Annotated in this window: 20 protein-coding genes; 3 read left to right on the top strand and 17 right to left on the bottom strand. The window is 68.0% G+C overall.

Annotated features, from left to right (window positions below; genetic code table 11):
* Nucleotide 1: 1 nt before the first annotated feature.
* The 4 genes from U5817_RS00260 to U5817_RS00245 all read right to left on the bottom strand — a co-directional run bounded on the left by U5817_RS00260 (nt 2) and on the right by U5817_RS00245 (nt 4,055).
* Nucleotides 2–412: a hypothetical protein gene (locus U5817_RS00260; RefSeq protein ID WP_169131437.1), complete on the bottom strand. Its 411-nt coding sequence runs from the start codon at nt 410–412 to the stop codon at nt 2–4.
* 132 nt (nt 413–544) lie between these two features.
* Nucleotides 545–1,102 (bottom strand): elongation factor P, encoded by a 558-nt coding sequence (efp, locus tag U5817_RS00255; RefSeq protein WP_169131439.1) that lies wholly within the window; start codon nt 1,100–1,102, stop codon nt 545–547.
* A 58-nt stretch (nt 1,103–1,160) separates the two neighbouring features.
* A complete protein-coding gene (earP, locus tag U5817_RS00250; RefSeq protein ID WP_407279303.1) occupies nt 1,161–2,324 on the bottom strand; it encodes an elongation factor P maturation arginine rhamnosyltransferase EarP in 1,164 nt (387 codons plus the stop codon).
* A gap of 1,014 nt (nt 2,325–3,338) precedes the next feature.
* A complete protein-coding gene (locus U5817_RS00245) occupies nt 3,339–4,055 on the bottom strand; it encodes a 16S rRNA pseudouridine(516) synthase (protein ID WP_407279302.1) in 717 nt (238 codons plus the stop codon).
* A 75-nt stretch (nt 4,056–4,130) separates the two neighbouring features.
* Here U5817_RS00245 and U5817_RS00240 point away from each other — a divergent pair, with 75 nt between their 5' ends.
* Both U5817_RS00240 and U5817_RS00235 read left to right on the top strand, forming a co-directional pair.
* A complete protein-coding gene (locus U5817_RS00240; protein WP_169131445.1) occupies nt 4,131–4,601 on the top strand; it encodes an SRPBCC family protein in 471 nt (156 codons plus the stop codon).
* Between the two features lie 74 nt (nt 4,602–4,675).
* Nucleotides 4,676–5,644 carry a recombination-associated protein RdgC gene (locus tag U5817_RS00235; protein ID WP_169131447.1) on the top strand — a complete coding sequence of 323 codons (969 nt, stop codon included), beginning with the start codon at nt 4,676–4,678 and terminating at the stop codon, nt 5,642–5,644.
* Nucleotides 5,645–5,701: 57 nt separating this feature from the next.
* On the opposite strand, the gene U5817_RS00230 is transcribed toward U5817_RS00235, so the two are convergent.
* The 10 genes from U5817_RS00230 to U5817_RS00185 form a co-directional block, all read right to left on the bottom strand.
* A complete protein-coding gene (locus tag U5817_RS00230) occupies nt 5,702–6,646 on the bottom strand; it encodes a phosphatidate cytidylyltransferase (protein ID WP_407279301.1) in 945 nt (314 codons plus the stop codon).
* Between the two features lie 13 nt (nt 6,647–6,659).
* The gene (locus U5817_RS00225; RefSeq protein WP_407279300.1) at nt 6,660–7,280 is read right to left on the bottom strand and encodes a lysophospholipid acyltransferase family protein; all 621 of its coding nucleotides are present in this window, start codon (nt 7,278–7,280) and stop codon (nt 6,660–6,662) included.
* Between the two features lie 40 nt (nt 7,281–7,320).
* Nucleotides 7,321–7,797: a hypothetical protein gene (locus tag U5817_RS00220; protein ID WP_407279299.1), complete on the bottom strand. Its 477-nt coding sequence runs from the start codon at nt 7,795–7,797 to the stop codon at nt 7,321–7,323.
* Nucleotides 7,787–9,145 (bottom strand): phosphatase PAP2/dual specificity phosphatase family protein, encoded by a 1,359-nt coding sequence (locus U5817_RS00215; RefSeq protein WP_407279298.1) that lies wholly within the window; start codon nt 9,143–9,145, stop codon nt 7,787–7,789. The genes U5817_RS00220 and U5817_RS00215 overlap by 11 nt, the downstream gene beginning before the upstream one ends.
* Entirely contained in the window at nt 9,142–10,899 is a 1,758-nt protein-coding gene (locus U5817_RS00210) for a bifunctional alpha/beta hydrolase/class I SAM-dependent methyltransferase (protein ID WP_169132146.1), read from the bottom strand. Before U5817_RS00210 ends, U5817_RS00215 begins: the two co-directional genes overlap by 4 nt.
* Nucleotides 10,900–11,520, bottom strand: coding sequence for a CDP-alcohol phosphatidyltransferase family protein (locus tag U5817_RS00205; protein WP_169132145.1), 621 nt, complete (start codon nt 11,518–11,520; stop codon nt 10,900–10,902). It abuts the gene before it with no gap.
* A 105-nt stretch (nt 11,521–11,625) separates the two neighbouring features.
* Complete coding sequence (locus U5817_RS00200; RefSeq protein ID WP_407279297.1) at nt 11,626–15,015, bottom strand: EAL domain-containing protein; 3,390 nt, start codon at nt 15,013–15,015, stop codon at nt 11,626–11,628.
* Nucleotides 14,988–15,422, bottom strand: a complete 435-nt coding sequence (locus U5817_RS00195) for a response regulator (protein ID WP_169132144.1) — start codon at nt 15,420–15,422, stop codon at nt 14,988–14,990. Before U5817_RS00195 ends, U5817_RS00200 begins: the two co-directional genes overlap by 28 nt.
* Entirely contained in the window at nt 15,419–16,579 is a 1,161-nt protein-coding gene (locus U5817_RS00190) for an ATP-binding protein (RefSeq protein WP_169132143.1), read from the bottom strand. Before U5817_RS00190 ends, U5817_RS00195 begins: the two co-directional genes overlap by 4 nt.
* A gap of 333 nt (nt 16,580–16,912) precedes the next feature.
* Nucleotides 16,913–18,100, bottom strand: a complete 1,188-nt coding sequence (locus U5817_RS00185) for an acyl-CoA dehydrogenase (RefSeq protein WP_169132142.1) — start codon at nt 18,098–18,100, stop codon at nt 16,913–16,915.
* A 353-nt stretch (nt 18,101–18,453) separates the two neighbouring features.
* Between U5817_RS00185 and U5817_RS00180 the strand changes: the two genes are divergently transcribed.
* Nucleotides 18,454–19,365 (top strand): LysR family transcriptional regulator, encoded by a 912-nt coding sequence (locus tag U5817_RS00180; RefSeq protein WP_407279296.1) that lies wholly within the window; start codon nt 18,454–18,456, stop codon nt 19,363–19,365.
* 12 nt (nt 19,366–19,377) lie between these two features.
* Here the strand turns inward: U5817_RS00180 and U5817_RS00175 are convergent, their stop codons facing one another.
* From U5817_RS00175 to U5817_RS00165, 3 genes are all read right to left on the bottom strand, one after another.
* A complete protein-coding gene (locus tag U5817_RS00175; protein ID WP_407279295.1) occupies nt 19,378–21,459 on the bottom strand; it encodes a diguanylate cyclase in 2,082 nt (693 codons plus the stop codon).
* A gap of 139 nt (nt 21,460–21,598) precedes the next feature.
* Complete coding sequence (locus tag U5817_RS00170; protein ID WP_169132139.1) at nt 21,599–22,009, bottom strand: bacteriohemerythrin; 411 nt, start codon at nt 22,007–22,009, stop codon at nt 21,599–21,601.
* A gap of 11 nt (nt 22,010–22,020) precedes the next feature.
* Complete coding sequence (locus U5817_RS00165) at nt 22,021–23,175, bottom strand: HD-GYP domain-containing protein (RefSeq protein ID WP_169132138.1); 1,155 nt, start codon at nt 23,173–23,175, stop codon at nt 22,021–22,023.
* Nucleotides 23,176–23,442: the final 267 nt, after the last annotated feature.

The following is a 23,442-nucleotide window of genomic DNA, read 5'->3' as shown; positions in this document are numbered from 1 at the left end:
TTTATTTTTCTTCCTTGCGCGTCGCATCCTTTGCGGCATCGACCGCTTCCTTGCCGGCCTCCTTGATTTTCGTCGCGGTATCGCGCGCAAGCTCCGAGGCCTTCTGCGCAGCCTCGGTGGTCGCTTCCTTGACTTCGACGGCCTTCTCCTTCGCGGCCTCGCCGACTTCACCGGCGACTTCCTTGCCCTTCTCGACGCCCTCCTTCGCGGACTCGGTCACGGCCTGGGCTGCTGCCGTCGCCGCTTCGCCGGCTTTCTGGGCCGCCTCGCCGGCCTTGGCGGCGGACTCCTTCGCGGCCTCGATCGCCTGGCTGCCGGCGGTTTCGGCCTTCTCGGCGGGGGCTTCGCGGTTGCAGGCGGCCAGTCCGGCAGACAGGGCCGCGATCAGCACGACAAACAGGGTCTTCTTCATTCTTGTACTCCTTGCAGGCATGGTGCTCTCAAGATATCGCCGGATGCCGAAAGTTCAAGGCGAACGGGCGCCGCAAAAGACGAAGGGCCCGCACTTGGCGGGCCCTTCCTGTCGCGACGCGGAACGCGCGGATTACTTCACGCGGTTCTTGTACTCGTCGGTGCGGGTGTCGATCTCGATCTTGTCACCGATTTCGACGAAGGCCGGCACCGGCAGTTCGAAGCCGGTCGCGAGCTTGGCGGGCTTCATGACCTTGCCCGAGGTATCGCCCTTCACGGCGGGTTCCGTGTAGACCACTTCACGCACCACCGAGTTCGGCAGTTCGACCGAGATCGCCTTGCCGTTGTAGAACACGACTTCGCACTGCAGGCCGTCTTCGAGGTACTTCAGCGCGTCGGTCATGTTCTCGGATTCGACTTCGTACTGCTCGTAGTCGGCGTCCATGAACACGTACATCGGATCGGCGAAGTAGGAGAAGGTCACTTCCTTGCGATCGAGCTGGACGACTTCGAACTTGTCGTCGGCCTTGTACACCGACTCCGAGGGAGCGCCGGTGAGCAGGTTCTTGAGCTTCATCTTCACGACCGCAGCGTTGCGGCCGGACTTGTTGTATTCGGCTTTCTGCACGACCAGCGGGTCGCTGCCAACCATGATGACGTTGCCGGAGCGGAGTTCCTGTGCGGTTTTCATGCTGTTTCCTGATGTAGATCGGGCGCGGACATTTTGGCCGCACAATGTAAAAAACCGGTTATTTTACCGTGAGTTCGGAAAATTGCACCAGGGTCGACGCGAGATCCTGCAGCGCCGCGAGCCCGTCCGACCAGCGACGCGCGTGCGGCACAAGCTGCGGCAGCGCATCGGCGAACGCGGGCCACGCGGCGGCAAGGCTGCCCTCCCCGTTCCACGCCCTCCAGAACGCACGGGTCGCGTCGGATGCAGCCTCGTCGAGTCCGGCCAGGTAACGCGCGAGGAAGGCGTCGAGCTTGTCGTGATGCACAGCCTCGTCCTGCTCGTAGATGTGCCACACGAAGGGCCGCGCGGCCCACTGCGCACGCACGAAGGAATCCTCGCCGCGCACGAAGTTGAGCTCGCAGGCCCACAGCAGGCGGTCGTAGTCGGCGGTGTCGAGGAAGGGCAGGACGACCGTGCTCAGAGCGCCCGCGGCAAGGATCGCGCCGGCCCGTGCTTCCGCGCGCCCGAAGAAGCGCAGCACGTCGCCCAGCACGCGGCCTTCCGGCACCAGCAGCAGGGTCGGGCGCGGGGCGCCGGCCCACAGGCGCAGGAGTTCCGGCAGCTGCGGCTGCTCGTAGGCGAACAGCGACACGAGGCGAGCGCCCTCCGCGGGCACGGGAATGCCGCGGCCGGCGAGCCAGTCGCGCCGCGCTATCGCATCGGCCTGGAAACGGTCACGCGCGTCGAGCAGCCCGCGTTCGCGCAGCAGACCACCGCTGCGCGCCGTGAAACCGGGGAAGCAGAACCGTTTCGCCAGCGGCAGGCGCGGGTGCGGCGAAGCCAGCCCGTGGCAGCCCTCGATCCAGTCCTCGGCCGACAGGTATTCGAGGTTGATCCAGTGCGGCCGCGGCGTCGCGGCGGCCATCGCCTCGACGTAGGAGGCGGGCGGCTCGCAGGCGAAGGCCTCGACGACCGCACGTGCCGGCAGCACCTCGGGAAAGGGCTCGCGCCAGCGACGCACCTCGACCCCCTCCGCCCGCACGGCGTCACCCGCATCGGCCGCCGCCGGGCACAGGCGCGCGAAGGTCCCCCAGTCGTCCACCCACAACCTGACCGCGCACCCGTGATCGTGCGCCAATGCCTTGGCCAGCCGCCAGCAGACGCCGATATCCCCGAAGTTATCCACAACGCGGCAGAAGATGTCCCAGTCGAAGGCGGGCGCGGCGTCGGCAAGGCTCATGGCGGTGGACAAGTGCGGGAAAAGGAGGGGAATGCTTTGTGGGAAAAGGGCTGGATCGGCATCGACCGGAAAACGGGCCACAATCGCCACACAGGTGAACCGGGGGTTTATCTACGGAGTTCTACCGTCCCGGAGTGCCTGCGGGCGCTGGCGAAGACGGACTTATCCACAGAAAACGCGACACTATATATATCTTTATCTTTTAATTAAAACAAACTACTAAAAGGAAAACCTCCACGGCACGGCGCCAGGGGAATCGCATGCGCTCTCGCAGGGCGGGGGCAGCAAAGCGTCTCCCGCCAGAGGTCCGTGCAAGCAAGGCGCCTTCGGTGCAGTGGCTGTGAAGTCGCCCCATTCGGCCTTCGGCTACACCGTCCTATGGCCTTGCACAGCTCGCAGCCGAATCGGTCGCAAGACCGGCGTCAGCCGCAGCTCGCGTTCGGGCTCGGCATCGCGATGCCGGACAGGTGTCCGATCTGGCGTCAACTGCATCGCGCAGCGGCCTTCCCGTTCCTGAACGGCTCCTCCAGTGGATAAGTCGGTGGAGGAGCACAGGGAGACTTTGTGGGGAAGGAGCGGAAATTCGTGAACAGCCAAAACGAGCCACAATCGCCACACAGGTGAACCGGGCACTTGTCTACGGGGTTCTACCGCGACGAAAGGCTTGCAGGCATTGCTGGATCTGGACTTATCCACAGAAAATGGCCGCCTATATTCTTCTTTATCTTTTAAATTTAAAGAAATACAGAAGAACAAAACCTGAAACTGCGGGAAGCGGCCGGGGCAAGCCCCGGAACGGGGACCTGCCCTCATTCGAGGGGAGCGTGGTCTGCAGGGAGAGGCAGGAAGACACGGTCCGAAAGCCGGGCTGCGGACCATGCAGGCGGGGCGTTCAAGGACATCGGGCGGGAGGAGCCGAAGGCGGATCCCGCCGCTTCACGCTCCGTAAATCGCCCGCAGGAAGTCGTGGCGGGATTCGCTGCGCAGCGCCCGCCCGACGGGAAAACCGCGCGCTCAGGCGGTCTCGTCGTAATCAGCGAGGCGTGCGAGATCGGCTTCCTCGAGCCAGCACCATTCGCCCGGTGCGAGGTCGTCGGGAAGGGCAAGGCCGCCCACGATGCTGCGATGCAGGGCCTCGACGCGGTTGCCCGCCGCAGCCAGCATGCGCTTCACCTGATGGTACTTGCCTTCGGTGATCGTGAGCCTTAGACTCCGCTCCCCCGTTTTCAGGCACGCCGACGCGGCGATCGGGGCCGGCTCGTCGAGCAGCTCGACGCCGGCGAGCAAGGCGGCGATCAGGACGTCGTCCACCGCGTGCTTGGTCGTGACCTCATACACCTTGGGCGTGCGCTTCTTGCCCGAGCTCCAGCGGTGGATGAACTGGCCGTCGTCGGAGAGCAGCAGCAGGCCGGTGGTGTCCTGGTCCAGCCGCCCGACGCACTGCACGTCGCGGTTCGCCAGCATGTCGGGCAGCAGCGCGAACACCGAGGGGTGGAACTGGGGCCGGCGCGAGCACTCGTAGCCGGCGGGCTTGTGCAGCATCAGGTAGGCCTTTTCGCGATAGACCCAGGTTTCGTCGTCTACGCTGAATTCGAGGCCCTCGGGCGCGAAGTCTTCGGCGGGGTTGTCGAGGATCCGGCCTGCGACAGCGACCAGGCCGGCACGGATCAGGGCGCGGCATTCCTTGCGGCTGCCGAACCCCTGGGAATGGAGTAGTCGTTCGATGTGCATGGGCGGATGCTAACCGAAACATGTGGGACACTATCGCCCCGCTACCATGGTCGAACCCGTACTTGGAGCCTGCTGGTGAATTTTGAACATCTGCTGGTCGTCAACGACCCGGACAACCCGCTCGTGGCGCCGCTCACGCGTGAGGAGCTGTGGTTCGGCCTGCTGTGCCGCGCCGAGGATTCGCGCCCCTTCCTGCCCGGCCTGGAGGCGTGCACGATCCTGTCGCGCAGCGACACCGAGCTGGTGCGCGAGCTCAGGTTCGGCAGTGCCGTGATCCGCGACCGCGTGACGTTGCAGCCGATGGAATGGGTGCGTTTCGACACCGAGCGCACCGCGGCGCATGCGGGCGGCAGCCTCACGATCGGCATCGAGGAGCCGGCCCGGGACACCATGGTGCTGCGCTTCCAGTACCGCACGACGCTGACCGAGCAGGGCATCGGCGACGATGTCGCCTATGTCGAATACATCAAGTCGGCCTACCATCAGTCGGATGTCGACACCCTGCGCGTGATCCGCATGATCGCCGAGTCGGGGCGCGTCCAGTAGCGCTCCGCCCGCATTTCTCGCGCATTTTCCGCGAGTTTTCCATTTAACCCCCCGCAACACGGACGAATTTCCCCATGTGGTTCAAGAACTTGCAGATCTATCGCGTTCCCGCCGGCTGGACGATGACGGCCGAGACGCTGGAGGAACAACTCGCGCGCAAGCGCTTCCAGCCCTGCGGCAGCCAGGACCAGGAAACCCGCGGCTGGCTCTCGCCCACCGGTGACGAATTCCTAGTGCATCAGGTCGGCGGCCAGTGGCTGATCGCGCTGGGCGTGGAGAACCGTCTGCTGCCCTCGTCGGTGGTCAAGCAGGAGGCCGAGGAACGCGCCGAGGCGCTGGCCGAGCAGCAGGGCTACAAACCCGGGCGCAAGCAGATGAAGGATCTGCGCGAGCAGGTTTTGCAGGAATTGCTGCCGCGCGCGTTTACACGGCGCAGGAAGGCCTTTGCATGGATCGACCCGGTCGGGGGGTGGTTGGGCATCGATGCGCCCAGCCAGGCCCGTGCGGAGGACGTCCTGGAGGTATTGCGCCAGACGCTGGACACCCTGCCGCTCGCGCTGGTGCGCACGGAGCTGTCGCCGACCAGCGCGATGGCCGACTGGCTCGCGGGCAATGAGGCGCCCGCCGGCTTCACGATCGACCAGGATTGCGAACTGCGTTCGGTCAGCGAGGACAAGGCCGCGGTGCGCTACGTGCGCCATCCGCTCGAAGGCGACGAGGTGCGCGCTCACCTCACGGCGGGCAAGCTGCCGACCCGCCTCGCGCTGACCTTCGACGACCGCGTGAGCTTCGTGCTCACCGAGAAGTTCGAGATCAAGCGCCTCGACTTCCTCGACGTGGTGAAGGAAAACCTCGACCAGGCCGGCGCCGAGGACGCGCGCGCGCTGTTCGACGCGGGCTTCGCGCTGATGACCGGCGAGCTGCAGCGCCTGCTGCCGGCCGTCGTCGCGGCGCTGGGCGGGGAACTGAAGGGCGGCGAGGTGCCGGCCGCAGCGGAGGGGGTCGCGTTCGCGACCGCGTCGGCGAGCGACGCGCCGTTCTGAGGCGGTGCGCCTGCAGGCCGCAAGCACCGGAGCCGCAGGCGGCCCCGGTGAGCGGCTTCAGGGCACCCACCAGTAGCGCACGATGTGAAAGAAGATCGGCGCCGAGAAGCTGATCGAGTCGACGCGATCGAGCATGCCGCCGTGGCCCTCGATCAGGGTGCCCCAGTCCTTGATGCCGCGGTCGCGCTTGATCGCGGACAGCACGAAGCCGCCGAAGAAGCCCATCACATTCACGGTAAAGGCGATCAGGCCGGCCTGCAGCGGCGTGAATGGGGTGATCTGCCACAGCGCGGCGCCCACGGCGGTCGAGGTCAGCACGCCGCCGATCAGCCCCTCGACGGTTTTCGACGGCGAGATCGCCGGCGCGAGCTTGCGCCGGCCGAGCAGTTTTCCCCACACGTACTGGAACACGTCGCTCGACTGCACCGTGAGGATGAGGAACAGGATCAGCAGCGGGCTGCGTCCGGCGTGGCCGGGAATGTCCAGCGTCAGCAGCGCGGGCACGTGCGACAGGCAGTAGACGCAGATCATGAGCCCCCACTGCACCTTCGCCGCGCGCTCCAGGAAGCGCGTCGCGTCCTGGCCCAGCGAGGCCGAGATCGGCAGCAGCAGGAAGGCATAGACGGGGATCAGGATGGAGAACAGCCCGTACCAGTCGATCGCGACCAGGTAGTACTGCAGCGGCAGGAACAGGAAGAAACACCACAGCAGTGCGCGATGGTCGCCGCGGCGCGTCTGCGTGATCGACATGAACTCGCGCAGGCAGTGGAAGGAGATGAAGGCGAAGAGCAAGACGATGCCCGTGTCGCCGACGAGGAAGGCGCCGGCGAGCACGCCGATCATCACCCACCACGCGTTGATGCGCGTGACGAGGTTGTCCACGAGCGCGTGCTGCCCTTCCGGCGCCAGGCGCAGGCGGAGGATGGCGGCGACGAGGCTGGCGACCAGCAGCAGCGCGAAGGCGCCGCCGAACACGGTCAGTTGCAGGTTTCCGGGTGTCATCGTCGGGCGTCCGTCAGCAGTGGAGCGAGGCGGTGGCCTGCAGGGCTTCGCGCGAGCGGTGCAGGAAGGCATCCTTCGTCTCGCCCGGCTCGAGCCGCAGTGGCGTGCCGAAGGTCAGCGTGCATAGCAGCGGCACCGGGAGGTAACTGCCCTTGGGCATCACGCGGCCGAGGTTCTCGATCCAGACCGGCACCAGTTCGACCTCCGGGTGGCTGCGCGCGAGGTGGAACAGGCCGCTCTTGAAGGGCAGCAGCTCCTCGCCCGTGTTGCGGGTGCCCTCGGGAAAGAAGATCAGCGAGTCGCCCGCCGCGAGCGCTTCGCCGATCCGCGCCACGGCGTCGCCGCCACTGCCGGGGCGGCGGTCGACCAGCACACTGCGGAACACGCGACAGGCAATGAAGCGCCGCAGCGGCGACGCCAGCCAGTAGTCGGACCCTGCTACGGGCCGGGTCACCGCGCGCACCACCGGCGGGAGCGCAGCCCAGGTGAGCAGGAAGTCGATGTGGCTGGAATGGTTGGCGAAGTAGATGCGGCGGCGCCTGTCGGGCGGGCAGCCTTGCCAGATCGCGCGGGCGCCGGTGATCGTGCGGGCCAGCGCGCACAGGATTGCGGCACAGAGTCGTTCGAGTTTCATCGGGCGGTGTGACGGGGGCGGGCAGGGGTGAAGATCACGCTCAGGCGGCTGCGGCGACCAGCAACACGGTGCCCAGCAAGCTCGCGGCCTGGAGCGAGAGCCACAGCGCCTGCCGTGCGAGCAGGCGGCTTGCGCCGTGCAGGCGGGCACCGAGCGGACGGCAGTCGCCGCTTGCCGAGCCTGACTGCGTCCAGTCCGTGAGCGCGCGGTCGAAATGTCGCAGGTCGTCGGTGGGCGGGAGGGCGGACGGAGGGCTCCAGGCGCTCGCCCAGCCGGCGAAGATCGCCGTGTCCAGGCGCGTGCGCCAGGCGCAGAAGGCCTGCGCCGCGGCTGCGCAGAGGGATAGTGCGAACGTGGCGAGCACCATCCCGGCCGGCCGTTCGATGGCCGGCCACAGCAGCGCCGGCAGCACCAGCGCCCGGCTCCATGCGTCGAGGACGCTGCCGGTGGACAACATCGCGGCCGCCAGCCGTGCGCGCGCCGCGTCGTGCAGGCGATCGGCGGAATCAGGCGGCATGGACATCCTGGTGTGCGTCGGCGCAGGCCTGCAAGGCGGCCCGGTGCGCGGGGCCGAGGACGACCTGTGGACGTTGGCGGCGCAAGGTGGCGATGGCGTGGTCGACGGTCGGGCTGCGTCGCGTCAGCACCAGCCAGGCTGCCACGGCGCAGGCGCTGCGCGAGTAGCCGAGTGCGCAGCACACCAGGAGCGGGCCGTGGCGCCGTCCCTGTTCGATGGCGTGTGCCGCGTCGTGCAGCTGGTGCGGTGTCGGCGCCACCAGGTCGAGCATGGGCAGGCCGGTGTACTGCCACGGGCCGCGCGGTGCGGGCAGTTCGGCGCACAGGTCGACCAGGCCGGCGAATCCGCCGGTGCGCATGCTGCCGGCGTCGGGTAGCCGTCCTGCGTGCACGCCGTCGGCGATGTGGTCGGGGGTGGGGTGACGCCGCGTCCACAGGCGCGCGTTCAGCCATGCGCCGGCGATATACGGGGCGAGCAGCAGGGCTGCGCCGACCGACGGCCGTCCGCGCGTCTTCTGCAGGCCGGCGGCGCCCAGGCCGAGGTAGCACAGCCCGGTGAGGGACAGCGCGACGCTTCCCCATAGCAGCCACAGCGCGCTACCGCCGCAGCCGAACGCGACTGCGCCGAGGGCGATTGCGGCAGTCAGGTAGCGTACCGCCAGTTGCCGGCGGCGCGGGTCGCGCGTCAGGTGCCAGGCCGCAAGCGGAGGCGTTTCCTCGTCCGGCCACAGCCACAGGCACAGCGCGCCGACCAGCGCCCCGGTCGGGACGTCGATGAAATGGTGCTGGTAGGTGGTGAGCACGGACAGGCCGATCAGCAGGGCCCACGCATGCACACACAGCAGGGCCGGGCCGCGGCGTCCGGCGGCGAAGCGCGCCCACAGGATGACGAGCAGGCCGATGTGCAGCGAGGGCGCCTGGTTGTAGGGTTTGTCGAAGCCCGCGAGGAGGTCGAAGAGCCCGCCGAAGGTCCCGTCGATCGGCGGCCGCTCGAAGGCGAAACGCAGCGGAAAGAGCAGGAAGCAGGCGACCGAGACGAGCTGAGCGGTGAGCAGGCGCAGCGCGAGGCGATCGACCTGGCGGGCGCTGGCGCACAGGAGGAAGGCCAGGCCGTACAGCAGGTCGATCGACCAGTAGGGAACGATGGTCCAGGGTAGCAGGGGGATCGCCGTTTCCCACGCGAACACCACCGAGGTGGCGACGCCCGACAGGGCGGCGCGGGAATTGGCGTAGCCGTAGCTGAGGAAGAAGAACGGCCCGAGGAACAGCAGCCACAGCAGGCTGCGCTTCCACAGGCCCGTGTCCGCCGCCGCGGCGACGGGCAGGGCCGCTTCGGCGGTGTCGCTCATGCCGCGACCCGGCGCGCCAGCGAGACCGTGAAGATGCCCCATTCGTCGATGCGCTGCTCGATCTTCTCGAAGCCGGCGGCCGCGACCAGCTGGTCCATCTCGGCCTGCGTGCGGCGGCGCATGACCCAGGCCTTGCCCTGGCGATGGCTGGTCAGTGCGCGCGCGATCAGTTCGAGCTGGGGATGCCAGGGCTGCCCGGTGTACAGCAGGTAGCCGCCGGGTTCGATGGCGTCGGCGAGTCCGGACAGGGAGCGAGTAACCGCGTCGTTCTCGGGGAAGAGCTCGTACAGGCCCGACACGATGCCGACCGAGGGGCGCGGGGCCACGCTGGCGAGCGAGCTGCGGTCGAAGGCGTCGCCCTGTTCGAAGCGGGCGACCGTCGCGAGGCCCTTCTCCATGATCAGCTTGCGGCCGTCGCGCACGTTGATGTCGCTGTAATCCCTGAGGAGGACGGAGGCCGGCTTGCGGGGCGACCGCTGCAAGGCTTCGAGCACGTAGCGGCCGTGGCCGGCGGCGATGTCCATGATGTGCACGGCGCGTCCGGTGGCGTGCAGCGCGTCCATCGCCTTGTGCAGCAGTTCCTCGAGGTGCAGCTTGCGCTGGCGGATGCCCTTCCAGCCGATTGCATCGAGGTAGTTGCGGTCCATGAGGCGGCCGAGGGGGCCGCGCCCGGAGGGAGTGTTGCGGTACACGTAGTCGAGCGTGCTGCCCGAGTCGAAGCCGGTGCGGTGTCCCAACCGAACGCCGTCGGCGAGCAGCCCGCCCAGTTTCATGGCTTGCCGGTACAGCGCCCAGTAGGCGCCGCGCGGGCTGAAGGGCGAGAGCGGGCGCGCCAGGGCCGTGGCCTCGTCGTGCGTCGGGCCGCTGCGGTCGGCCTGGCGCAGGTCGGCCGTGACGGGGGCGGCGGCGAAGCGCTCGCCGATGAAGCGGCGCAGCTCGGCGACGGCCTCGGCGCGTCCGGCTTCGCCGAGGGTGTCGTGGAAGAAGCCGTCGAGGACGTGCTTTTCCTTCACCTGCGCACCCAGGCGGGCGAAGAATTCATGCTGCGGGCGGTGGTGCACGACCCAATCGGCGCCCGAGATGAGTAATTGCGTCGGCACGGTGATCGCCTGCGCATCCGCGACCACACGTTCGGCCGCGTCGTACAGGCCGAGCAGGATATTCACCGAGATCGGGCGCGTGATCAGCGGATCGTGGTCGTAGGAGCGCTGCCGTTCGCGGTCGTGGGTGAGGAATCTGGACTTGACGTAGCTGTTGACGAAGAAGTTGCCGCGCAGGGCCTGCAGCCAGCGCAGGCCGGTGCGGGCGAAGGGCACGTAGAGCTTGACCTTGAAGGCAGGCGAGGCGAGCGCGAGGCAGCGGATGCAGGGGGCATAGTCGTGCACCCAGGTGGCGACCGTGACCGCGCCGACGCTCTGCGCCACCACGCCGATGTCTTCGGGCCGCAGCGCGTAGCCGGCGCACAGGTGGTCGATGAAGGTCTGCACGTCGCGCACCGAGGTGCCGAAGCTCGGCGAGAATCCGCGCACGCCGGGCGACAGCCCGTGGCCGCGCGCATCCCAGGCATAGAAGTCGAAATCGGGCAGATCGAGCTCATCGACCAGATGCGCCATGCGGCCGGAGTGCTCGTGGCCGCGATGGAACAGGACGATGGCGCCGCGGCGTGCCGTCGTCGCCGGCCAGCGGCGATAGAAGAGGCTGGTGCCGTCGTGCGTGAGGAAGCTGCACTCGTGGGCCTGACGTGCCGGGGTCATTTACAGGGGTGCTCCTTGCAGGGTGAGTTCGCGCAGGCCGCCGCGCACGCGATTGACGATGTTGAGGGCGGTGGCGAAGGCCACGAGGGGCATGAGCCAGAACGCCCAGTGCGGCAGCGTGCCGGCGATGCCCAGCCACAGGCCGAGGGCGCCGAACACGGCGGCGCGGTCGCTCTTGCCCATGGGGCCGTCGTAGCGGCGAGCGGCGCCGACGGCGGACGCGAGGGCGCCGGCCATCTCCGACAGCGCGGCGAGGAAGATCACGGCGCCGACGCTGCTCCAGCCGAACGGCGCGACGGCGACGAAAGGCAGATACAGGGCGGCGTCGGAGACGACGTCGGTCAGTTCATTGAGGTAGGCGCCGAGTGCCGAGCGTTGGCCGAATTCCCGCGCGAGCATGCCGTCGATGGCGTTGAGCGCCATGCGCAGCAGCATGAACGGCGCCAGCAGCAGGAAGTACGCCGGCGTCGGGGCGAGGAGCAGTGCGGCCCCCAGCAGGCAGGACAGCGTGGCGGCGAGCAGGGTGACCGCATTGGCTGTGACGCCCGCGCGCGCCAGGCGTGTGACGAGGGGGCGCAGGATGTCCTGGAAGCGCGCCTTCGCCTGGTAGATGCTGAACATGCGAATGGAATAATGCAAAAGGCATTGATTATTCCATTATTAATGCCAATTGGAAAATTCCGCGTGCCGTGCATGGACCGCGGCACAGGGGGCGGCGAGCCCCGTTCACTGCCGGGCGCGCAGCAGCTTCTCGAACTCCCCGGCCGGCAGCGGGCGGCTGAACAGGTAGCCCTGGTACTTGTCGCAGCCCTGCCCGGCGAGGAAGGCGAGCTGGGCGGCGGTCTCGACGCCTTCGGCGGTCACGGCGAGGTTGAGCTTGCGCGCGAGCGCGATGATGCCGCCGGCGATCTCCATGTCGTTGCGGTCCTGCGGGATGTTGCGCACGAAGCTCTGGTCGATCTTGAGTACCTCGATCGGCAGGTTCTTCAGGTAGGACAGCGAGGAATAGCCGGTACCGAAGTCGTCGATCGCGAGCCGCAGGCCCATGCTGCGCAGCTGGCCGAGGCGTTCGACGGCCTGCGCCTCGTGGCCCATGATCATGCTCTCGGTGAGCTCGAGTTCCAGCGCCTGCGGCGGCAGGCCGGTGTCCTTCAGGATCGCGGCGATGCGGTCGGGCAGCTCGGCCTGCCACAGCTGGCGCGCCGACAGGTTCACCGACACCTGCAGCGGCGGCAGACCGGCGTCGGCCCAGCGGCGCGCCTGCAGGCAGGCCGAATGCAGTGCCCACTCCCCGATCGGCACGATCAGGCCGCTCTCCTCGGCGAAGGGAATGAAGCGTCCCGGCGGCACCAGGCCTTCGTCGGCATCGTTCCAGCGCAGCAAGGCCTCGCAGCCGACGATGCGCCCGCTGGCGATGTCGACCTGCGGCTGGTAGTGCAGCACGAAACGCTCGTGTTCGAGGGCATGGCGCAGCCGCCGCTCGAGGTTCAGGTGGCGTTGCGCCTCGACGCTCATCGCGTCGGTGAAGAAGCGGTAGGTGTTGCGTCCCTGCGCCTTGGCCTGGTTCAGTGCGGTATCCGCGTGCTGGATCAGCACGGCCGCGGTGCGCGCATCCTGCGGATACATGCTCACGCCGATGCTGGCGCCGACGTACACCGGCTGGCCGTCGGCGAGCTGCAGCGGCTCGCGCAATTGGTCGATCAGCGTCTGTGCCGCGTGGGCCGCCTCGTCCGGCTTGGTGAGGTTTTCGAGGATGACGAGGAATTCGTCGCCGCCCCAGCGCGCCAGCGTGTCGTCCTGCTGCAGGCAGCCGCGCAGGCGCTGCGCGATCGCGATCAGCGCCTCGTCGCCGGCGCGGTGGCCGAGGCTGTCGTTGATGGTCTTGAAGCGGTCGAGGTCGATGAACAGCACGCCGATGTGCCCGTCCTGGCGCGCGGCGCGCTCGATGCCGTGCTCCAGGCGCGATTGCACGAGCAGGCGGTTGGGCAGTTCGGTGAGCGGGTCGTGGTGCGCGAGGTGTTCGAGCTGGGCCTCGGACTGCTTGAGCTTGCTGATGTCGGTCGTGACCCCGACGTAGTGCGTCGGGCGGCGCTCCTCGTCATAGACGGTGCTGATGCTGAGCCACTGCGGGTACAGCTCGCCGTTCCTGCGCCGGTTCCACAGTTCCCCCTGCCAGTCGCCGGTGCGCATGATCTGTTCCCACATGCCGCGGTAGAAGGCGTCGTTCTGCAGGCCGGACTTGAGCATCTGCGGCGCACGGCCGATCGCCTGGTCGCGCGAGAAGCCCGTCATCTCGCACCAGGCGCGGTTGACGCTGACGATGCGCCGCTCGAGGTCCGTGATCATGACGCCGTCGCGGGTGCTCTCGATCACCGCGGCGGCCTGGCGGAGCGAATCGTCAGCGCGCACCTTCTGCACCGCCAGTGCCGTGATCGCGGTGAATTCGTCGATGATCGCGACAAGATCGGCATCCGCGTCGCGAGGGCTGTCAAAGTAGACGGCGAAGGTGCCGAGCACGCTGCCCCCCGCATCGCGGAAGGGAAAGGACCAGCAGGCACGGAAGCCGACACGCGCGGCGATGTCGCGGAATGGTACCCAGTTGGCGTCGGTCGTCACGTCGGCGGCGAACACGGCCTCGCCCCGCGCCGCGGCCGTGCCGCAGGAGCCCATGCCCTCGCGGGGTGGCAGCTGCTCGATCGCTTCGCGGTAGTAATCGGGCATGCGCGGTGCGGCGCTCTGCGTGAAGCGGCCGCTAACCGGGTCGAGCAGCAGGATGGAGGCGCGCATCTCCGGTTCGAGCTGTTCGAGGCGTTGCGCGACGTCTTCGAGGATCACCGCCAGCGGATCTCCCGCGACCAGGCGGTTGAGCACGGAACCGCGCGCGGCCTTGAGCTGTTCGGCCTTCTTGGAGGCGGTGATGTCGGTCCAGGTGCCTACCACTTCTAGCGGCCCCTCGTCTTCCGTGCGCATCACGCGCATCTGGTCGCGGATCCAGATCACGCGCCCGTCGTCGGCGACGAAGCGGTATTCGTGGTCGAGCCATCCGTCGCGCAGCAGGCCGGCCTGCGCATCGAGCACGGCCTTGCGGTCGGCGGGGTGCAGGTGGGCGAGCCACCATCCCGGGGCCATGACCTCGTCGAGGGGGCTGCCGGCGATGCGCTCCACGTTCGCGCTGACCCAGGTCGCGACAAGGCTGCCATCGTGCATGCCCAGGGTGTACAGGACGACCGGGCTGGCCGACATGAGATGGGAGAGGTGCGCGCTGGTGGCGCGCAATTCGGCGCGTTCGCGCAGCAGCTCGGCCTGCTCGCGCACTTTTTCCAGGGTGGCGGGCAAGGCGTTGAGATAACCCTCGTAGCGCGCGATGCAGTCGCTCACACCGCTGTTCAGGGCCTGGGCCGCGACCTCTTCGCCGCTGCCGCCGGTCAGCAGCACGATGGGGCGCGCAAGGCCGCGCTGCTCGCGCAGCACGCGCACCAGCTCGAGGCCGTCCATGCCGCCGATGCCGGTGTCGAGCAGCAGGACGTCGAAGTCGGGCGGCTGTGCCGGGTCCGGCGGCACGGCGGCGAGGATCGCGGCCGCATCGGGAACGACGTCGAGACGGATGTGCGGCACGTGGCGGGCCAGGTGCTGCCGTGTCAGCGTCGCGCGGCGGTTGTCGTGTTCGCCGTACAGGACGCGCAAGGGCGGCAGCCGCCGCCCCGGTTCGGCGAGGAAACGCGCGAAGGCGGTGCGCAGCGTCGTCGGCAGCTGTGCGAGGTAGTCGCCGCGTTTGACCACGTAGCCGTCGGCACCGGCCTTCAGCGCCGCCAGCGCGGCGACCTGGTCGCCCGAGCCGGTGAGCATCACGACGGCCAGTGGCAGCTGGCGCCGGCGCACCTCGGCGAGCAGCTCCAGGCCCGATCCGCCGGCCAGCCGCAGGTCCGACAGCAACACGTCATAAGGCAGCGGCCCGGACAGCCGGGCGAGCGCCGCGTCCTGTGCGGGCACGACATCGAGCACGATGTCCGGGGCGACGCGTGCGAGCATGCGCTGCGCGAGGTCGGCGTCGGCGGCATTGTCCTCGACGTAGAGGACGCGCAGCCCGCCTAGTTCGGAAGGGCGTTCAGCAGGCACCAGTATTGCTCGATCTGTTCGGTCACTTCGATGAAGCGCGCGAAATTGACCGGTTTGATGATGTAGGAATTGGCGCCGAGCTCGTAGGCCTGGCCGAGGTCGGCGTCCTCGCCCGAAGTCGTGAGCATCACCACCGGGATGTAGCCGAAGTGCGGGTGCGACTTCAGCTGGCGCAGCACTTCCAGGCCATTCACGCGCGGCAGCTTGATGTCCAGCAGCACCAGGGCCGGCGGCGCGTGTCCCTGTTCCCAGCGGCGGATGAAGGCGAGCGCCTCTTCGCCGTCGCGTGCGACCTCGATTGCGCAGCAGTCCGGGCCGCGGCGGGCGAAGGCGCGCAGCGCGAGGTCCAGGTCGACGGGATTGTCCTCGACCAGCAGGATGCTGCGTGGGGCATGCTCGCCTGTCATTGCCGAAGCTCCACGTGGAAGGTCGCGCCCTGGCCGGGTTCGCTGACCGCCCACACCGTTCCACCGATGCGCTGCAGCGCCTTGCGTACCAGCGCCAGCCCGATGCCGGTGCCGGGGTAGTCCTCGGCGCGATGCAGACGCTGGAATATCTCGAAGATGCGATCATGATACTTCATGTCGAAACCGACGCCATTGTCGGCCACCGTCAGGACGATGTGACGGTCTTGACGGTACGCATCTATCGTGATGCGCGGGGTCGGCGTGTCGCGCGTGAATTTGAGCGCGTTGCTGACGAGGTTGCGCAGCACCAGGGTGAGCCCGCTCGGGTCGGTGCGGATCTGCGGCGGCAGTTCCCTGATGACGACCTCGACGCCGCGCGTCTGGATCTCGTGCGCGAAGCCGTCGAGCACGCCGCGCACGGCGGCGGGCAGGTCCACGCTGCGCACATCCAGCGCCTGGCGTTCGATGCGCGAGTAGGCGAGCAGATCCTCGATCAACTCGTGCATGTGCAGCGCGCCGCGGCGGATGCTCGTGAGGAAGTGGCGGCCGTCCTCGTCGAGGCGGTCGCGGTACTGCTCGAGCAGCAGTTGGCTGTAGCCCTCGATGCCGCGCAACGGTGCCTTGAGGTCGTGCGACACGGTGTAGGAAAACGACCTCAGTTCCTGGTTGGCGGCCTGCAGCTGGGCGGTGCGTTCGGCGACGCGGTCTTCCAGCGTCGCGTTGAGGCGGCGCACCTCGGCCTCGGCCGCCTTGGTTGCGGTGATATCGAGCAGCACGCCGTGGATGTCGGTGACTTCGCCGCGTTCGTTGCGCGTGAGCCAGGTGCGGTCGTCCAGCCACACCCAGGTGCCGGAGGCGGTGCGGATGCGGTATTCCTGGCGGTAGTCGTCGGGCCCGTTGGCGAGATGTTCGGCGACGTCGTGCTCGATGCGCGGGCGGTCGTCGGCATGGATCAGATCTGCGTACTGGATCCTGCCGGAGATGAAGTCATCGCGGTCATAGCCCCACTGCGCGATGCCGTCGCTGACGAAGGCGACGGGCCAGCCGGGCTGGTTGCGCCACTCGATCGCCACCACCGGCGAGCGGTTGATCAGCGCGGTGACGCGAGCGGCGTCGGTGGTGTTGCACGCGGCGGTCGCATCCGTGGGTTTTTCCATCGTGTTCCTCCGGCCTGGCGCGTCGCGGGACCGCCAATGCGGGGCGCCCGGGCTGCTCGTCGGAAGATTCTACCGCCCTGCGCGGCGGAAGCTGTGGAGTGTTCCGCGCCAATGACGCCGGAGTGCCGGTATTGGGCAAAGAGGGGGCGGCGATATGCGGCCGGAGTGCAGCGCGGATGCGTGGCAGTCAGCGGCGGAGGTATGAGCCGCGACCGGCGGGTGCTGCCCGGTCGCGTCCCGGAGGAAGAAGGAAGCCCGGAGGCCGGGCTTGTCGCCGTCGCCCGGGCGCCCGACCCGTGCGAGGGCGGTGCCGGGCGGGCAGGCTCGCCGAACTCAGTTGGCGAACGCGGCGATGCCGGTGATTGCGCGGCCGAGGATCAGCGCATGGATGTCGTGCGTGCCTTCGTAGGTGTTAACCACTTCGAGGTTCACGAGGTGGCGCGCGATGCAGAACTCGTCCGAGATGCCGTTGCCGCCGAGCATGTCGCGCGCGACGCGGGCGATCTCCAGCGACTTGCCGCAGGAGTTGCGCTTCATGATCGACGTGAGCTCGACCGGCGCGTTGCCCTCGTCCTTGAGGCGACCCAGGCGCAGGCAGCCCTGCAGGCCCAGCGTGATCTCGGTGAGCATGTCGGCGAGCTTCTTCTGGATCAGCTGATTGGCGGCGAGCGGGCGACCGAACTGCTTGCGGTCCATCGTGTACTGGCGCGCGGTCTCGTAGCAGGCTTCCGCCGCGCCGAGCGCGCCCCAGGCGATGCCGTAGCGGGCCGAGTTCAGGCAGGTGAAGGGGCCCTTGAGGCCGCGCACGGTCGGGAAGGCGTTCTCTTCCGGCACGAACACCTCGTCCATGACGATCTCGCCGGTGATCGAGGCGCGCAGGCCGACCTTGCCGTGGATCGCGGGAGCCGACAGGCCCTTCCAGCCCTTCTCGAGCACGAAGCCGCGGATGTCGCCGGCGTCGTCCTTCGCCCACACGACGAACACGTCGGCGATCGGGCTGTTGGTGATCCACATCTTGGCGCCCGACAGGCTGTAGCCGCCGTCGACCTTCTTGGCGCGCGTGACCATGCTGCCGGGGTCGGAGCCGTGGTTCGGCTCGGTCAGGCCGAAGCAGCCGATCCACTCGCCGGTCGCGAGCTTAGGCAGGTATTTCTGTTTCTGCGCCTCGGTGCCGAATTCGTTGATAGGCACCATCACCAGCGAGGACTGCACGCTCATCATCGAACGGTAGCCGGAATCCACGCGCTCGACTTCACGCGCGATGAGGCCGTAGGCGACGTAGTTCATGCCGGCGCCGCCGTACTGCTCGGGGATGGTCGGCCCGAGCAGGCCCAGTTCGCCCATCTCGCGGAAGATCGCGGGGTCGGTCTTCTCGTGGCGGAAGGCCTCCTGCACGCGCGGCAGCAGGCGCTCCTGGCAGTAGGCGCGGGCGCTGTCGCGCACCAGGCGCTCGGTCTCGGTGAGCTGGCTGTCGAGATACAGGGGGTCGGCCCAGTCGAAAGTCACGCGGTTGCTTGCCATGGCGAATCTCCTCAATGCGGCGTTTGGTCGTGGGCCGGGACTACCCGGCTCTGGTCGGTGACTGCACTATAGTTCCGCATCGAGCGCTGCGACAAACGAAAATTTCGTGATAGCTTGTGCGGAAAACGCACTTGGTGAAGGGCGTGACCGGTGCGGAACGAGTAGGGCGGGAGCAGCGCAGCGTATCCCGCCGTGCGGCGTGCGAGACGCTGAGACATCGATTGCGCGGGACGAAAGTTGCGTTTACCGCGAGTTGGTCGACCATTCCCTGTGCGATGGTGGCGGGATGCGCTGCGCTCCTCCCGCCCTACGTTACACGCTGTCATGCGCATTGCGCACTTTATGGAGGCCCCATGCGCCGCAAGATCCCCAGCACCGCCGCCCTGCTCGCCTTCGAGCGCGCCGCGCGGCATGAGAGCTTCACGCGTGCGGCGGAGGAACTCGCCCTCACGCAGAGTGCGATCTGCCGCCAGATCGCCGCGCTCGAGGACTTCCTCGGCTTGCGCCTGTTCCGCCGCACCAAGCGCGGGGTCACGCTCACCGAGGCGGGCCTGTCGTACAGCCGCCAGATCAGCGCGCGCCTCGATGCGATGGAGCGCGACACGCTCTCGGTGATGGCCCACCACGGCCGCGGCGCGACCATCGAGCTCGCGGTCATGCCCACCTTCGCGACGCGCTGGCTGCTGCCGCGGCTGGGGGAATTCCTCGCCCGCCATCCCGACGTCACCGTGAACATGAACAACCGCACGCGCCCCTTCCTGTTCGCCGACACCGAGTTCGATGCCGCCTTGTACTTCGGCGACGCCGGCTGGCCGGGGACCGAGGCGCACTTCCTGATGCGCGAGAGCGCCACCCCGGTGTGCAGTCCGCGCAGGCTGCAGGGCAGGGCCTCGCTCACGCCCGAGGAGATCGCGGCGTTGCCGCTGCTGCAGCAATCCACCCGCCCCTATGCGTGGCGCGAGTGGTTCGGTTCGCTGGGGATGCAGGTCGCGCACGACATGACGGGCACGCGCTACGAGCTGTTCTCGATGCTGGCGCAGGCGGCGATGCAGGACATGGGGATCGCGCTGATCCCGCCCTTCCTGATCCGCGAGGAACTCGACAGCGGACGCCTCGTGATGCCGTGCGAACACGTGTATCTCAGCACCAAGGCCTACTACCTGATCATCCCCGAGCGCAAGGCCGAGACGGCGTCGCTGGCGGCCTTCCGCGACTGGCTGGTGGAGGAGGCGGCGATATACCGCAGCGCCGCGGGTCTGGGGTGAGCGCGGACGTCTTCAGGCCGGGTCGGTGTCGCAGCACACGCGGTCGCGGCCGGCCTCCTTGGCGCAGTACATCAGGTCGTCGGCTCGCTTGAGCAGGGTGTCGGCGTCGTCCTCGGGGCGCAGCGTGACCACGCCGATGCTCGCGGTGACCACACCCGCGGGCGGCGTCGGGTGCTCGCGCAGCGCCTGCTGCACGCGCTCGCCGAGCACCTTCGCTTCGCTGGCGGAGGTGCGCGGGCACAGCACCATGAACTCCTCGCCGCCCCAGCGCGCCAGCGTGTCGGTGCGGCGTATCGTCTCGCGCACCACCGCCGCGCCTTGCGCCAGTACCGCGTCGCCCACGCCGTGGCCCCAGGTGTCGTTGATGGTCTTGAAGTGGTCGAGGTCGTACATCAGCAGCGACAGCACGTCGCCGTGGCGCCGCGCGCGCTCGATCTCCAGTTCCAGCATGCGCTGCAGGTAGCCGCGGTTGTAGCAGCCGGTCAGCACGTCCGTGGTCGCCAGGCGCAGCAGCTCCTGCTCGTTGCGCTTGCGCTCGGTGACGTCGCGATTGACGCCGATCATCCTTACCGGCTGGTGGCCGTTGCCCGGCACCAGCACCGCCTGGGCGTCCAGGTGGCGGATCTCGGTGCCGTGGCGCAGGATGCGGAAGGTCGTGACAAAGTCGCCGCCGGTGCGCAGGGCCTCGTCGACCAGCTTCGTGAGGTGCGGGACGTCTTCGGGCAGGACCAGCGTCAACACGTCTTCGAAGCGCCCGCTGAACTCGTCCGGGCTCAGGCCGAAGAGTTCGTGCATGGTGCTGTCCCACACCACCTTGCCGCTGTGCGGTTCGTATTCCCATATGCCGATGTGGGCGGCGCGCGTCGCCAGCGTCAGGCGCTGCGTGAGGTGGCGCACCTCGAGTTCGGCCTCGCGGCGCGCGGTGATGTCCACCATCAGACCGCGCAGCAGCCTGGGTTCGCCGTCCTCTGCGACCACCGTGACGATGTCCTCGAGCCACACGACGCGCCCGTCCCTGGCGACGAAGCGGTATTCGAAGCGATGGGGTTCCAGCCGGCCGGTGCACGACGCGCAGTATTGCGGCGCCCATTCGCGGTCCTCCGGATGCAGGTGCGCGACCCAGAAACCGGGCGTCTGCCAGTCCTCGACCGGGTAGCCGAGCAGGCTCTCGGCCTTGCGGCTGACGAAGCTGAACACGAAGGTCCGGGCATCGGCTTCCCACACGATGCCGTCGGTGGTGTTCACGAGGTCGAGGAAGCGCTGGTGGTGCTCCCGCGCCGCCTGCTCGCTGGCGCGGTGCGCGGCGCTTTCCTCCTCCAGGCGGGCGGTGCGCTCGCGCACGCGGTCCTCGAGCGTCGCGGTGAGATTCTTGAGGTTGTTCCACTGCAGGCGATACTGCCGCAGGTAGATCAGCAGCATCAGCGCGACGAGTGCCCACACGCCGACGTGCGTGATGACGAGCTGGCGGCGCGACGCATCGACGCGGGTGACGAAATCCGCCGCCGGGATCGACACGCTGATGCCACCGCGCACGTCGCCGATCTTGTAATGCTGTTGCTGGTGGCAATCCAGGCATTCCTTGCGCACGAACAGCGGCGCCATGTAGCGGATCAGCGGTTCCGTGCCGGCATGGAGGATTTCGCTGCGTTCCTTCTCGCCAGCCTTCTCGAAGGCCAGCAGCGCCTGCGCCTCCCACGGGTCGGCGACGTTGCCCGGATTGATCGGGCGCAGGCTGGTGATGTGGATGCGGATCCCGCTCTCGCTCTCGATGACGCCGGCCATCTGGCGCGTCATGTAGGCCGGATTGACGGTGGTGAGGTGGATGCCGGAGGTGGTGACGGGGTCGCGCTCGGGCAGTTCCAGATACTTGTTCGGCGGCGTCGACTCGCTCTGGCGCACGAAAACGCCGCCGGCGCGGGAATTCCACAGGCGCATGGCCTCGATCATGTGGAAGATGTCGCGCCCCTGCTGGCGGGCCGTCGCGAACGCGGCATTCTGGCTCTGCTGCAGCGTCAGGCCGAGGGACAGCAGGATCAGCAGCGTCCATGCCCCGAGCGGAAGCACCCAGTAGAAGCGGTCAGGGATGCGGAGCATGGCGATAGGAACCGCGCAAGGGTCGGGTCAGCGGCTCATTCTAGTCCGCCCGCGATCAAATTGTCATGAGATCGCGGGTCTGCCGATCTCCTGGCATTACCCGCTTTGGGCGCTCGCGGTCGCGTGCGCCGTCGCGGTTTCAGCGTGCCGCCACGAGCCAGGGCACGTATTCCTTGTCCGTGCCGCAGATGTGATGGATCAGCCATTCGCCATAGAGGAAGGGCATCAGCGCCTGCAGCGCCGCGGGGTCGCCGCTTTCGAACACGCGCTCGAATTCCTGCACCTGGCGCAGGATCGTGTTGTGCTCCGCCTGGTGCTCGGCGATCCGGTCATCGGGGTAGCCGGCGCGTGCGATGAGTTCTTCCTCGTACGCGAAATGCGTCGTCACGTAATGCGCGAGGTGGTCGAACACGCGCCGCGCCCCGTCGGACGGGCCCTCGCCGTGCAGCTGGTCGGCAAGCTCGTTGATGATCGCGATCAGTTCCGCATGCTGGCGGTCGATCTCGGCATCGTCCACGGAGTATTCGGGCTTCCATTCGAAGCGGTTCATCGTGCTCGTCCTCAGTTGCGGTGCCACAGGCCGCGCAGCACCACGACGGAGCCGCGGTGGCTGGAAAACGGCACCATGCCCTCGATGCGGCAGCCCTCGTGCGCGGTCTCGCGCTGCACCGGCGTCAGCATCGGCATGCCGTCGGCGCGGACGAAGGAAAATACCAGCGGACAGGCGGTGTTCGTCGTGCGCTTCTTCACGACGGCGATCTCGCCGTTGGCCAGCCGCACGGTCGCCCCCGGCGGGAAGACGCCGATCTCCTTGATCATCATGCCGATCAGGCGGCTGTCGGTGGCCGAGCCCTGCTCCAGCATCAGCTTGCGCATCGCCTCGGTCGACACCATCGCCTTGCGGTAGGGGCGGTCGCGCACCATTGCGCTGTAGATGTCGGCGATCGCCAGCACCCGCGTCGGCAGGCTGATCGCCTCGCCCGCGCTGCCGTCCGGGTAGCCCGTGCCGTCGAGGCGCTCGTGGTGGTGGCGCACCGGATCGAGCCAGGTCTTCTCGCGCACGCCCAGGCCCGCGAGGATGGTTTCGCTGTCGATCGGGTGGCGATTGATGCGCTCGCGCTGCAAGGGCGTCAGGGGTTCGACCTGCCGGTCGAGCGTGTCCTGGATGTCGAGCAGGCCGATGTCGTGCGTGAGGCCGGCCTTGATCAGTGGCAGGCGCGATTCGTCCGGCACCCCCAGCTTCTTGCCGATCAGCTCGCACAGCATCGCCGCCTGCAGATGGTGGATCACCGCGTAGGAACTGTCGTAGTCGAGATGCAGGTTCGCCAGCGCCGAGTCGGTGTCGTGCGTGCATGCCTCCTGGATCGTTAGCGCGATGCCCTCGATGCGCGGCACGAACTCGTCGCCCAGGTGGCCGTGCTTGTACAGGTCGAAGGTGCGCTTGAGGCGCAGCTTGAGGAGATCGAACATCTCGAAGGAGCTGTGCTCCTCGCTCACCGACGCCACCGGCAGCGGAGGATGCGCCGGCTTCGGGTGCGCAGCGTTGCTGATGAAGCAGCCGTTGGCGATCAGCACGTCGCGCTGCTTCGCGGTATTGATGACAAAGCCGGCCTGCAGCAACAGCATCCCGGAACCGTCATACACCGCATAGGGCAGCGGTTCGCCGAGGCGGATGTCGGTGGGTGATACGCGTTCGAAACCTTGCCGAGGTGTCATGGTCTTCGAGGGGGCTGCGTGTGGTCGATCGGATTTTTCCTGCGATGCCGACAGGCTAGCAGGCAATCCGGTGGAAGGAAAACAAAAAACCGCAAATCACGCCGTGGTGCGCCGCGGCGGGCCTATTAATAAGACTTTGGTAATACTTCTTCGGATACCCCGGGGCGGGCGTTCGCGTGCATGTTGTAATGCAGCATGACAGACGGGCGTTGGCGCGTTCATCATCCACGGTTGCCGCCGCCGCGCATTTCACCGGCACGGACCCCG

The sequence above is a fragment of the Aromatoleum evansii genome (assembly GCF_045689615.1).
Classification (GTDB): domain Bacteria; phylum Pseudomonadota; class Gammaproteobacteria; order Burkholderiales; family Rhodocyclaceae; genus Aromatoleum; species Aromatoleum evansii.
Note: the sequence above shows the minus strand (reverse complement) of the source record. Positions and strands in the feature narration are given on the sequence as shown.

Excerpts from the sequence above, each read along its gene's own strand:
- U5817_RS00260 (WP_169131437.1), bottom strand. The coding sequence starts at position 412 with ATGAAGAAGACCCTGTTTGTCGTGCTGATCGCGGCCCTGTCTGCCGGA.
- efp (WP_169131439.1), bottom strand. The coding sequence starts at position 1,102 with ATGAAAACCGCACAGGAACTCCGCTCCGGCAACGTCATCATGGTTGGC.
- earP (WP_407279303.1), bottom strand. The coding sequence starts at position 2,324 with ATGAGCCTTGCCGACGCCGCGCCCGCCTTCGACTGGGACATCTTCTGC.
- U5817_RS00245 (WP_407279302.1), bottom strand. The coding sequence starts at position 4,055 with ATGCACATCGAACGACTACTCCATTCCCAGGGGTTCGGCAGCCGCAAG.
- U5817_RS00235 (WP_169131447.1), top strand. The coding sequence starts at position 4,676 with ATGTGGTTCAAGAACTTGCAGATCTATCGCGTTCCCGCCGGCTGGACG.
- U5817_RS00230 (WP_407279301.1), bottom strand. The coding sequence starts at position 6,646 with ATGACACCCGGAAACCTGCAACTGACCGTGTTCGGCGGCGCCTTCGCG.
- U5817_RS00225 (WP_407279300.1), bottom strand. The coding sequence starts at position 7,280 with ATGAAACTCGAACGACTCTGTGCCGCAATCCTGTGCGCGCTGGCCCGC.
- U5817_RS00220 (WP_407279299.1), bottom strand. The coding sequence starts at position 7,797 with ATGCCGCCTGATTCCGCCGATCGCCTGCACGACGCGGCGCGCGCACGG.
- U5817_RS00215 (WP_407279298.1), bottom strand. The coding sequence starts at position 9,145 with ATGAGCGACACCGCCGAAGCGGCCCTGCCCGTCGCCGCGGCGGCGGAC.
- U5817_RS00210 (WP_169132146.1), bottom strand. The coding sequence starts at position 10,899 with ATGACCCCGGCACGTCAGGCCCACGAGTGCAGCTTCCTCACGCACGAC.
- U5817_RS00205 (WP_169132145.1), bottom strand. The coding sequence starts at position 11,520 with ATGTTCAGCATCTACCAGGCGAAGGCGCGCTTCCAGGACATCCTGCGC.
- U5817_RS00195 (WP_169132144.1), bottom strand. The coding sequence starts at position 15,422 with ATGACAGGCGAGCATGCCCCACGCAGCATCCTGCTGGTCGAGGACAAT.
- U5817_RS00190 (WP_169132143.1), bottom strand. The coding sequence starts at position 16,579 with ATGGAAAAACCCACGGATGCGACCGCCGCGTGCAACACCACCGACGCC.
- U5817_RS00185 (WP_169132142.1), bottom strand. The coding sequence starts at position 18,100 with ATGGCAAGCAACCGCGTGACTTTCGACTGGGCCGACCCCCTGTATCTC.
- U5817_RS00180 (WP_407279296.1), top strand. The coding sequence starts at position 18,454 with ATGCGCCGCAAGATCCCCAGCACCGCCGCCCTGCTCGCCTTCGAGCGC.
- U5817_RS00175 (WP_407279295.1), bottom strand. The coding sequence starts at position 21,459 with ATGCTCCGCATCCCTGACCGCTTCTACTGGGTGCTTCCGCTCGGGGCA.
- U5817_RS00170 (WP_169132139.1), bottom strand. The coding sequence starts at position 22,009 with ATGAACCGCTTCGAATGGAAGCCCGAATACTCCGTGGACGATGCCGAG.
- U5817_RS00165 (WP_169132138.1), bottom strand. The coding sequence starts at position 23,175 with ATGACACCTCGGCAAGGTTTCGAACGCGTATCACCCACCGACATCCGC.